Source organism: Streptomyces sp. NPDC059247 (assembly GCF_042754005.1).
In the GTDB taxonomy this organism is placed as follows: domain Bacteria; phylum Actinomycetota; class Actinomycetes; order Streptomycetales; family Streptomycetaceae; genus Streptomyces.
Genome location: NZ_JBHYZW010000008.1, coordinates 288,266 through 298,032, shown reverse-complemented (window position 1 = coordinate 298,032; position 9,767 = coordinate 288,266). Strand labels below are relative to the sequence as shown.

General features: G+C 69.7%; 10 protein-coding genes and 3 pseudogenes. 10 read left to right on the top strand and 3 right to left on the bottom strand.

Features of this window, described 5'->3' with window-relative positions; all coding sequences use genetic code 11:
- Positions 1-126: pseudogene (locus tag ACFXGN_RS18025) on the top strand (IS5/IS1182 family transposase); the annotation flags it as partial.
- A gap of 187 nt (positions 127-313) precedes the next feature.
- Here ACFXGN_RS18025 and ACFXGN_RS18020 read toward each other — a convergent pair.
- Both ACFXGN_RS18020 and ACFXGN_RS18015 read right to left on the bottom strand, forming a co-directional pair.
- Positions 314-1,714 carry an IS701 family transposase gene (locus tag ACFXGN_RS18020; protein ID WP_384859781.1) on the bottom strand — a complete coding sequence of 467 codons (1,401 nt, stop codon included), beginning with the start codon at positions 1,712-1,714 and terminating at the stop codon, positions 314-316.
- Between the two features lie 505 nt (positions 1,715-2,219).
- A pseudogene (locus tag ACFXGN_RS18015) lies at positions 2,220-2,330 on the bottom strand (DUF6891 domain-containing protein); the annotation flags it as partial.
- Between the two features lie 123 nt (positions 2,331-2,453).
- On the opposite strand from ACFXGN_RS18015, the gene ACFXGN_RS18010 reads away from it, so the two are divergent.
- Entirely contained in the window at positions 2,454-2,840 is a 387-nt protein-coding gene (locus ACFXGN_RS18010) for a hypothetical protein (protein ID WP_384859778.1), read from the top strand.
- A gap of 121 nt (positions 2,841-2,961) precedes the next feature.
- On the opposite strand, the pseudogene ACFXGN_RS18005 reads toward ACFXGN_RS18010, so the two are convergent.
- A pseudogene (locus ACFXGN_RS18005) lies at positions 2,962-3,170 on the bottom strand (ATP-binding protein); the annotation flags it as partial.
- Positions 3,171-3,338: 168 nt separating this feature from the next.
- On the opposite strand from ACFXGN_RS18005, the gene ACFXGN_RS18000 reads away from it, so the two are divergent.
- The 8 genes from ACFXGN_RS18000 (at position 3,339) to ACFXGN_RS17965 (ending at position 9,759) form a co-directional block, all read left to right on the top strand.
- On the top strand, positions 3,339-3,638 hold the full coding sequence (locus tag ACFXGN_RS18000; protein ID WP_384859775.1) for a tyrosine-type recombinase/integrase: 300 nt from the start codon (positions 3,339-3,341) through the stop codon (positions 3,636-3,638).
- 125 nt (positions 3,639-3,763) lie between these two features.
- Positions 3,764-4,606 (top strand): HipA family kinase, encoded by an 843-nt coding sequence (locus ACFXGN_RS17995; RefSeq protein ID WP_384859772.1) that lies wholly within the window; start codon positions 3,764-3,766, stop codon positions 4,604-4,606.
- Complete coding sequence (locus tag ACFXGN_RS17990) at positions 4,603-4,986, top strand: DUF3037 domain-containing protein (RefSeq protein ID WP_384859770.1); 384 nt, start codon at positions 4,603-4,605, stop codon at positions 4,984-4,986. Before ACFXGN_RS17995 ends, ACFXGN_RS17990 begins: the two co-directional genes overlap by 4 nt.
- Positions 4,987-5,168: 182 nt before the next feature.
- Entirely contained in the window at positions 5,169-5,930 is a 762-nt protein-coding gene (gene fabG, locus ACFXGN_RS17985) for a 3-oxoacyl-ACP reductase FabG (protein WP_384859767.1), read from the top strand.
- A gap of 23 nt (positions 5,931-5,953) precedes the next feature.
- A complete protein-coding gene (locus ACFXGN_RS17980; protein ID WP_384859764.1) occupies positions 5,954-6,721 on the top strand; it encodes an SDR family oxidoreductase in 768 nt (255 codons plus the stop codon).
- A 148-nt stretch (positions 6,722-6,869) separates the two neighbouring features.
- The gene (locus ACFXGN_RS17975) at positions 6,870-8,447 is read left to right on the top strand and encodes an ABC transporter substrate-binding protein (RefSeq protein WP_384859762.1); all 1,578 of its coding nucleotides are present in this window, start codon (positions 6,870-6,872) and stop codon (positions 8,445-8,447) included.
- An 85-nt stretch (positions 8,448-8,532) separates the two neighbouring features.
- Positions 8,533-9,216, top strand: a complete 684-nt coding sequence (gene ung / locus ACFXGN_RS17970; RefSeq protein ID WP_384859761.1) for a uracil-DNA glycosylase — start codon at positions 8,533-8,535, stop codon at positions 9,214-9,216.
- A gap of 69 nt (positions 9,217-9,285) precedes the next feature.
- The gene (locus ACFXGN_RS17965; RefSeq protein ID WP_384859758.1) at positions 9,286-9,759 is read left to right on the top strand and encodes a hypothetical protein; all 474 of its coding nucleotides are present in this window, start codon (positions 9,286-9,288) and stop codon (positions 9,757-9,759) included.
- Positions 9,760-9,767: the final 8 nt, after the last annotated feature.

The window sequence follows — 9,767 nt, the reverse complement described above, 5'->3', positions numbered from 1 at the left end:
CAGTTCCGCGCGATCGCCACCCGCTTCGACAAACTCGCCGCCCGTTACAAGGCAGGAGTCCACCTCGCCGCACTCATCCTCTGGCTCCGCGAACCTACCCAAGATCCTTTGTCAGACAAGTCCTAGCCGGGGTCTGTGCGTCCGCCCTGCTGGGCGTCGGCATCACGGTGGGGGTGTGGGCGTCGAAGGATCACGGCCCGCCCACCGACGAAGGGACCGGCAAGCGGCCCGAGGCATCGTCGGCCTCCGTGTCGGCTCCGGCCCGGACGACAGTCACCGCCTAGCGGTGGTTTGTTAAACCGGGTGGTAGAGATCAAGCGGGTGTCCGCGGGCGAGGGTGTTGAGCAGGGCTTTCAGTTCCTCGGGTGGGGGCTTGGTGGTCCAGGCGGACCAGTAGCGTTGCAGCGTGTGCCAGGGCGTCAGCCAGCCACGGACGGCTCGGATCGCCTGGGGCCAGCAGGCCGTGCGGGGCTGGTGGGGTCCGGGAGGGCCCCCTCTTTGGGAGCGGTGCCGGTTCCGGTGCCCGGGCGGAGGCCGGCGGTGGGGTGAACCAGGTGTTCCAGCAAAAGGAGAAGGCGCAGGTGACCAGGGTCTGGTGACGGCGGATGGCGGTGTCAGAGCGGACCTGGAAGTCGGCCCACCCGAGTTCGTCCTTGACCTGCTTGTAGCTCTGTTCGATCCAGTGGCGAAGTCCGTAGAGCCTTACGACTTCGGCCAGGTCGGCCGGGGGCTGTGGGCTGGTGGCGGCGCGTCGGCTGCCGGGACGGGGCAGGTCGGTGGCCAGGTACCAGGTCGACTGCGAAGGCAGACTCTGCGGATCGGTGGTGGTCACGACCAGGCGGACGTTGCCGTCCGGTCCCCAGAATCCCAGCGATGCCTCGGCGGCCCACCAGGTGCTGGTGTGCCCGTCGCGGAACCTGCGTTCGACGGGGGTCCAGTCGCCGGGGTGTTCGGGATCGGTCCAGGTCAGGGCCTGTGCGGCAAGGCGCGGTGTGTAAGTGTCCTTGCCGTAGGACCAGGAGCCGTGGCTGGGTTTGACCGCGACCACGAACGGCAGTCCGGCCTCGCCCAGGTCCCGCAGGAAGCTGTGGTGGTCGCCATAGGCGGCATCGGCCGCCACCGCCCGGAACGGCACTCCGGCCTGCTCGGCCTTGCGGGTCAGTTCACCGGCGATCTGCAGTTTGCTGCGGAACCCGGGGTCCTTCTTGCCTGTCGGAAAGTGGTGGGCTGGGGTGTACGGCACCGCGTGCAGCGGGTGGTGGAGCCGCTCGTCGGCCCAGCAGGTCGTCACGGTGACCACGCCGCGGTCGACCTTGCCGAGCGACCCGATGTACTGCTTGCCCACGTGTGCGGTCGCGCTGCCGGCCTTGCGGTCCCCGGAGTCATCGACCACCAGCACCCCGCCCGTATGCGGCGCCACGGCCGGATCAGCCAGCAATAGCTCGACGCGCCGCGCGTTGACCTTCTCCGGATCCCACCGCGACTCCGAGAGGAAGAACTGCAGCCGCTGCACCGCGGGATGCTGGGCGCCGACCACCGGTTCCGTACCCGCCAGGCAGGTCAGCGTCTTGTTGCGGTCCCGGGGCAGCAGCAGCCCAGCGAGGTACTCGCGGAAGCCACGCCGCTGGGCCAGATTGGTGAAGATGTCATCGAAACGGGCGGCGTAGGCTTCCAGCGGGCCCGGAGCGGGCGGACACGGCACACGAGCGGTCATCACAGCCCCCAGCGGCGAGGTGACGCTTCCCTTCTTCCTACATAGCCCTGAGCTGACCCGCAGTCAACAAACCACCGCTAGGAGTCCCTGAACACCCCGCCGCTCTCCACCCGGACGGTTTTCACCCCGCCCCCGGGACGGACCGTCTCCCTGACCGCGCTGAGCTGCTCCCCGCACGCGTGGGGATGGACCGCCCGTCCAGGCGGTGAAGTTCTACCCGGACACAGGCCGCCTCGACGTCACCCGACGCTCCGGTGTACGGCACGAAGGTGCGCTGGAGCGCGCCGAAGCTGATCGCGGTGGCCAACGAGCAGGTGCCCGGTGCGAACGTGCGCGCCCTGTACGTCCTGCCGCCTACCCCCGGAAAGACGGGCCCCGCCAAGGCCGCCCGGCCGCCGATCCGACTTCGCCTCCGCCCGCACTGGCCGCTCCTGCGCCACGTTCTGCTCTGTCGGCTGACCACCGCCGCCCACCATGAGGCGCCGTACCGAATCGGGTGGGCTCGTCCGTCGCCGCCGATCTCGGACCGGCCGCAGCTGCGGCAGCGGGTGAAGTCCTCGCGGGCCGTGATACCGGCCTCCCGCAGGGCGGCGAGCACGCGGGTGAGCCGTTCCGGGCCCTCCCTCCATCGGCGGAGGGGGGATCGTTCCTGCGTGCGGCGAACGAGTGACATCGCGGATGACCCGCGGGAGAGGGGGGATGCCGGACCCATCTGACACACGGACAGAGGGAGATCGACATGAGACGCATCAAGGTCGCCGCCCTGACAGCCGCCGCGCTGCTCACCGCCGGGGCGGGAGCGGCGGTCGCCCAGAACACCGGCTCCGGCGCACCGTCGCCCGGGGACCGGGCCGCCTTGAAGGCCGCAGCCTCGTTTCAGCGCACCTTCGGTGATTTGGTGACGGTGCCCGCGGGGCAGATCGGCAACGCAACCGTGACCTGTCCCGCGGGCACGGTCAGCACCGGCGGTGGAGGCGTCAACGTCGGCCTCGTCGCCGGCGCCGACACCGGGCGGTCCTTCATCATCGCCTCGTTCGGGGGCACTACGGGCTGGCAGGTGACCGTCCGGAACACCAATACCGTGCAGGAGGGCATCCGGGCCTTCGTGGTGTGCACGACTGCCTGAGGGCTTGACGCCGAGGCTTCTACAGATCGTCAAGCTGGAGGAGACGGTCCGGGCGTGCCGCTGAATGCGCTGGTGAGGTGGCGGTTGACCTCTCGTGCGACGAAGCGCTTGAGCCATCTGAAGCGGATTCGGCGGTTTTGAGGTTGCGGACCATGTCGTCGAGGCTGGTGAAGTGGATCGAGTAGCCGGCCCGGCAGGCCGCGACCGCGAGAGCGACGGCGATGTGCGTCTTGCCGACCCCGGGCGGCCCGAGCGGGGCGGCGTTCGCCTTGCCCTCGACGAACGAGAGGGTGGCCAGGTCCTTGACCTTGCCGGGTCGAGGTCGGGCTGGAGTCGGGTAGCCGGATCACGTTGCCGTGATCCGGCCCCCTCAGAACCAGACATGCGCCATTGAAGCGCCATAGGCGTTTCCGCCGGTAGCGGTAGAGCTGCCGTGGGGGAAGCTGGAGGGGAGGGAGTTCCCTGCTGCTCACCACGTGCTTCGGCGACGCCGTCGCGGTGAACGCTTGGAACACCTACACCTGGACGTCGGCCTTGGCCAAGGCCGACGTCATCCCGCCGCGCGCCGAGGGAGCGAAACCCTGGCAGTGGGCGGCGGCCCCGAAGGACGGTTTTCATGAGCTTCGGCACACCTACGCCTCGATCATGCCGGAAGCCGGAGAGTCCGTTGTGACCCTGGCTCGGCGGCTCGGACACTCCGCGTCGACGATCACCCTCGGTTACTATGCTCACTTCATGCTGGAGGCCGGTTGTGAGGGGTGCGGCATCGTCGACGGTCTGCTGGGCGAGCAGGGGTGACCGGCCTGTCGGCCGGAACTCCCCGGATTCTCCGTAGCGCCGCCGACCGGTGATTTCCGTCTTCACGCCCTGGAGGAGCCGTCCGTGGACTGTAGGGCTCAAGAGATGGGTGGCCTGGGAAAGTGTTGGAAGAGGTCGTAGCGACCCGTTATGTCACGCCCCTGCGTGAAGGTGGCTCGCTCCCCGGGATCGTCGAGGCCGACGACCTCGGTACGTACGTCATGAAGTTCACCGGCGCCGGGCAGGGCCGCAAGACCCTGGTCGCCGAGGTGATCTGCGGGCAGCTCGCCCGGAAGCTCGGGCTGCGGGTGCCCCGGCTGGTCGGTCTCCAGCTCGACCCGGTCATCGGACTCTCCGAGCCCGACCAGGAGGTGCAGGAGCTGCTCAAGGCGAGCGGCGGGCTCAACCTGGGGATGGACTTCCTGCCCGGCTCGCTGGGCTTCGACCCGCTGGCGTACGAGGTGGACCCGGCGGAGGCGGGCCGGGTCGTCTGGTTCGACGCGGTCGTCAACAACGTCGACCGGTCCTGGCGCAACCCGAACATGCTCGTCTGGCACGGCGACCTGTGGCTGATCGACCACGGCGCCACCATGATCTGGCACCACAACTGGCCCGGCGCCCAGGCGTCCGCCGCCAAGCCGTACGACGCCTCCGACCACGCGCTCGCCCCGTTCGCGCCGGACGTCGCCACCGCCGCCGCCGAACTGGCGCCGCTGGTCACCCGCGCGCTCCTGGACGAGGTCGCCGCCGACGTGCCCGACGAGTGGCTCGTCGACGAGCCCGGCTTCACGAGCACCGACGCACTGCGCGCCGCGTACGTGGAGGCGCTCCTGCCGCGCGCCGCGAGCATCCACGAGCGGATCACCCTCGGCCCGCGCAGGGAGAACCGGCCGCAGCGACCGCCCGGCTGGCTCGCCGAGCGTCTCGCGCCCCGGCCGCACCCCACCGAGAAGGACAGCACCCCGTGACCGACCGCGATGTCTTCGAGTACGCGCTGCTGCGCGTGGTGCCGCGGGTCGAGCGCGGCGAGTGCTTCAACGCGGGAGTGGTCGTCTACTGCCGTGCCCGGTCCTTCGTGGCCGCCCGTACGCACCTGGACGAGGCGAAGCTCTCGGTCCTGGACCCGACGGCCGACGTCACCGGTGTCCTGGCCGCGCTGCGGGCCGTCGAAGGGGTCTGCCTGGGCGGCGACGACGCGGGCCAGGCGGCAGGGGACGACGCCGGACGGCGCTTCCGCTGGCTGATCGCGCCGCGCTCCACGGTCGTCCAGCCGGGCCCCGTACACACCGGTCTGACGGCCGACCCCGAGGCCGAGGTGGAACGGCTCATGGGCATCCTGGTGCGCTGACCGCGTCCGCCCGGAACGGGGAGTGACCAGGTGCACCCGGTGGGCCGTTGACACCGGGTGCCGGGGCTTCTAGCGTCTCGTCCTGCGGACGATACTAAGCGGTCGCTCATGTGCGGGACGCAGGAGCGGGCGACCGGTTCGGGCCGCGACCAGGGACGTTCCAAGGGCGAGGAGAACCAAGCATGTCCACCACCGAGCAGCGCGTAGCCGTCGTCACGGGTGCCGCCCGGGGCATCGGCGCCGCCACCGCGATCCGTCTGGCGGCCGAGGGCCGCGCCGTCGCCGTGCTCGACCTCGACGAGGCGGCCTGCGGAGACACCGTCGAGAAGATCACCGCGGCCGGTGGGACCGCCCTCGCGGTCGGCTGCGACGTGTCCGACGCGGCCCAGGTCGAGGCCGCCGTCGCACGGGTCGCCGAGGAGCTCGGCGCGCCGACGATCCTCGTCAACAACGCGGGCGTGCTCCGCGACAACCTGCTCTTCAAGATGTCCGAGTCGGACTGGGACCTCGTCATGAACGTGCACCTCAAGGGCGCCTTCCTGATGGCGAAGGCCTGCCAGAAGCACATGGTGGACGCGGGCTTCGGCCGGATCGTGTCGCTCTCCTCCTCGTCGGCCCTCGGCAACCGGGGCCAGGCCAACTACTCGGCCGTGAAGGCCGGTCTGCAGGGCCTCACCAAGACGCTCGCCAAGGAGCTCGGCAAGTTCGGCGTCACCGCCAACGCCGTCGCGCCCGGCTTCATCGTCACCGAGATGACCGCCCAGACCGCCGAGCGCGTCGGCATGGGCTTCGAGGACTTCCAGGCCGCCGCCGCGTCCATGATCCCGGTGCAGCGCGTCGGCCGCCCCGAGGACGTGGCGAACGCCATCGCCTTCTTCACCGGCGACGACGCGGGCTTCGTCTCCGGTCAGGTCATGTACGTGGCCGGCGGCCCGCTCAACTGACGTCCGGAAGCGAGGAGCAGGTCATGACCGCACAGGAACGCCCGGAGCTCTCCGGCAAGGTGGCCCTCGTCACCGGCGCGAGTCGGGGCATCGGGTACGGCGTCGCCGAGGCGCTCGTCGCCCGGGGCGACCGGGTCGTCATCACCGGACGGGGCGAGGAGGCCCTCAAGGCGGCCGTCGAGCGCCTCGGCGCCGACCGGGCGATCGGCGTCCCCGGCAAGGCCCACGACGAGGCTCACCAGGCCGTCGCCGTCGAGGCGGCGATGGACGGCTTCGGCCGCCTCGACTTCCTCGTGAACAACGCCGGTACGAACCCGGTCTTCGGCCCCCTCGCCGATCTGGACCTCGGCGTGGCCCGCAAGGTCTTCGAGACGAACGTGGTCTCCGCGCTCGGCTTCGCCCAGCGGAGCTGGCACGCCTGGCAGAAGGAGCACGGCGGCGCGATCGTGAACATCGCCTCGATCGCCGGTGTCTCCGCCTCGCCCTTCATCGGCGCGTACGGAATGAGCAAGGCCGCGATGGTGAATCTGACCCTTCAGCTGGCGCATGAATTCGCGCCGCTCGTACGCGTCAATGCCATTGCCCCGGCCGTGGTCAAGACGAAATTCGCGCAGGCGCTCTACGAGGGCCGGGAGGCGGAGGCGGCGGCGGCCTATCCGCTCGGCCGCCTCGGCGAGCCCGAGGACATCGGCGGCGCGGCAGCCTTCCTCACCTCGGCGCAGTCGGAGTGGATCACCGGGCAGACGCTCGTCGTCGACGGCGGGATTTTCCTGAACGCCGGAGTCGGGTGACCGATATCCGGACACTTTCCGGAATGAGTGTCCGGATTGGGCCCGGTTGAGGGTCGAATGCCTCAAGTGCCCCGTCAGACCGGACGATTGACCTGGCGGGGTGCTGCGGTATCGTCGGCCGACCCCTGGCTGAACGAGGAGCGTGCACGTGTTCAACCGGACCAGTCTGCAGGCCGCTGCAGCCCTTGTGTCCATATCCCTGGTGACCGGATGCGGTGTCTTCTCGGACAGTGAATCCCCTGGGGATCAGAGAATCGTCATCGGTACGACGAGTTCTCCCTCCACGCTTGACCCGGCCGCCGCCTGGGACAATTCCTGGGAACTCTTCCGGAACGTCTTCCAGACCCTGGTGAGTTTCCCGACAGGCAGTACGACTCCACAGTCGGACGCCGCCGACTGCAAGTTCACCGACACCTCCAGCCGGGTCTTCGAATGCAAGCTCATCGAGGGCCTCACGTTCTCGAACGGGCACAAGCTGGACGCCAAGGCCGTGCAGTACTCGATCGAGCGCATCCGCACGATCGACTCCAAGGGCGGCCCCAACGGGATGCTCGGCTCGCTCGGCAAGATCGAGACGGTCGGCGACCGGACCGTCGTCTTCCGGCTCAACAAGCCGGACGCGACCTTCCCGTTCATCCTCGCCACCCCGGCGATGTCCCTCGTCGACCCGGCCGAGTACCCGGCCGACCGGCTCCGCAAGGACGGCAAGGTCGTGGGCTCGGGACCGTACGTCCTCGACTCGTACGCCGAGCGCAAGACGGCGCAGCTGACGAAGAACCCCACCTACAAGGGTTTCGCCGACCGCAAGAACGGCGGCGTGACCATCCGGTACTTCGACCATTCCGAAGCGATGGTCACCGCCCTCCGCAAGAAGGAGATCGACGCCACCTACCGCGGTCTCACCGCCGAGGAGGTCGTCTCCCTCCAGGACGACAAGCCGGAGAACAAGGGCCTCCAGATCGTGGAGTCGACGGGCGCGGACATCCGCTACCTCGTCTTCAACACCCAGGACCCCACCGCCGCGAAGCTGCCCGTCCGCCGGGCCGTCGCCCAGCTCGTCGACCGCGACGAACTGGTGAACAAGGTCTACCAGGGCACCGCCGAACCCCTGTACTCCATGGTGCCCAAGGGCATCGCCGCTCACACCACCAAGTTCTTCGACCGCTACGGCGCGCCGAACGCCAAGAAGGCCAAGAAGATCCTGCGTGACGCGGGCATCACCGATCCCGTCGAGCTGACCTTCTGGTACACGACGGACCGGTACGGCTCCTCGACCGCCGCCGAGTTCGCCGAGCTGAAGCGCCAGCTGGAGGAGTCCGGCCTCTTCAGGATCACCCTGCGCGGCAAGCCCTGGACGGCGTTCCAGGCCGGATACCAGAAGGGCGAGTACCCGGTCTTCGGCCGCGGCTGGTTCCCCGACTTCCCGGACCCGGACAACTTCGTCGCGCCGTTCCTCGGCAAGGAGAACGTCCTCGGCACCCCGTACATCAGCCCCCGGATCACCAACGAACTCATCCCCAAGTCCCGCCGCGAGAGCGACCGGGGGACCGTCACGAACGAGTTCGTGGAGGCCCAGGAGATCATGGTCCAGGACGTCCGGCTGCTGCCGCTGTGGCAGGGCAAGCTCTACATCGCGGCACGTGACGACATCGGCGGCGGCGAGCGCGCCCTCGACCCGCAGACGGTCATGCAGCTCTGGGAGCTGAACCGCCGGGCCAGCTGGTAGGAGAACGGACCGCCGGGGGCCGTTGTCAGTGGCCCCCGGTAGGTTCTGCGGCGTAGACAGGAACGTCCACCGGAGGTTGTCGACCGTGACCGATACCAACATGCTGCCCGAGTCCTGGCGGGGTGTCCTCGGCGAGGAACTGCAGAAGCCCTACTTCGCCCAGCTCACCGAGTTCGTCGAGGAGGAGCGCGCCGCAGGACCGGTCTTCCCGCCGAAGGACGAGGTCTTCGCCGCCCTCGACGCCACCCCGTACGACAAGGTCAAGGTCCTGATCCTCGGTCAGGACCCCTACCACGGCGAGGGGCAGGGCCACGGGCTCTGCTTCTCCGTACGGCCCGGGGTGAAGACCCCGCCCTCCCTGCGGAACATCTACAAGGAGATGCAGGCCGAGCTCGGCCACCCCGTCCCCGACAACGGCTATCTGATGCCGTGGGCCGAGCAGGGCGTCCTCCTGCTCAACGCGGTCCTGACGGTCCGTTCCGGCGAGGCGAACTCGCACAAGGGCAAGGGCTGGGAGAAGTTCACCGACGCGGTCATCACCGCCGTCGCCTCGCGTCCCGACCCGGCCGTCTTCGTCCTCTGGGGCAACTACGCGCAGAAGAAGCTGCCGCTCATCGACGAGGAGCGGCACGTGGTGGTGAAGGGCGCCCACCCCTCGCCGCTGTCGGCGAAGAAGTTCTTCGGTTCGCGGCCCTTCACCCAGATCGACGCGGCCGTCGCGGCCCAGGGACACGAGCCGATCGACTGGCGCGTCCCGGACCTCGGCTGAGCCTCGGCCCGATCCGGGGCGGGGGCGGCTAGCGTCGGCCTCCCAGTGGGCGAAGCGGTGGAGGTCGCGGTGACCGAGCAGCAGCAGGTGTCGGACGACGGCGTCATGACCAGGATCGGGCAGGCCATGATGCTGCTCCACGGCGGCGACCGCGAGGAGGCCCGCAACCGCTTCGGTCTGCTGTGGCAGGAGATCGGCCCCGAGGGGGATCCGCTCCACCGCTGCACCCTCGCCCACTACATGGCCGACGCCCAGGACGACCCCGACACGGAGCTGGCCTGGGACCTGCGGGCCCTGAGCGCGGCGGGGAGCCTCGTCGAGGAGCGGGTCGTCGCCCATGACTCGGCCGCCGCGCTCCGGGCCCTGTACCCCTCCCTCCACCTCAACCTGGCCGCCGACTACGTCAAGCTCCAGCAGCCCGACGCCGCCCGGGTCCACCTCGACCGGGCCCGTGTCGCCTCGGACCACCTGGACGACGACGGCTACGGCAACGGGGTGCGGGCGGCGATCGAACGGCTGGAGCTGCGGCTCAGGGGGCGATGACGGGGAGG

Bases quoted from the DNA above. Each gene is read 5' to 3' on its own strand.
- fabG (WP_384859767.1), top strand. From the start codon at position 5,169: ATGTCCACCACCGAGCAGCGCGTAGCCGTCGTCACGGGTGCCGCCCGG.
- ACFXGN_RS18020 (WP_384859781.1), bottom strand. From the start codon at position 1,714: ATGACCGCTCGTGTGCCGTGTCCGCCCGCTCCGGGCCCGCTGGAAGCC.
- ACFXGN_RS17980 (WP_384859764.1), top strand. From the start codon at position 5,954: ATGACCGCACAGGAACGCCCGGAGCTCTCCGGCAAGGTGGCCCTCGTC.
- ACFXGN_RS18010 (WP_384859778.1), top strand. From the start codon at position 2,454: ATGAGACGCATCAAGGTCGCCGCCCTGACAGCCGCCGCGCTGCTCACC.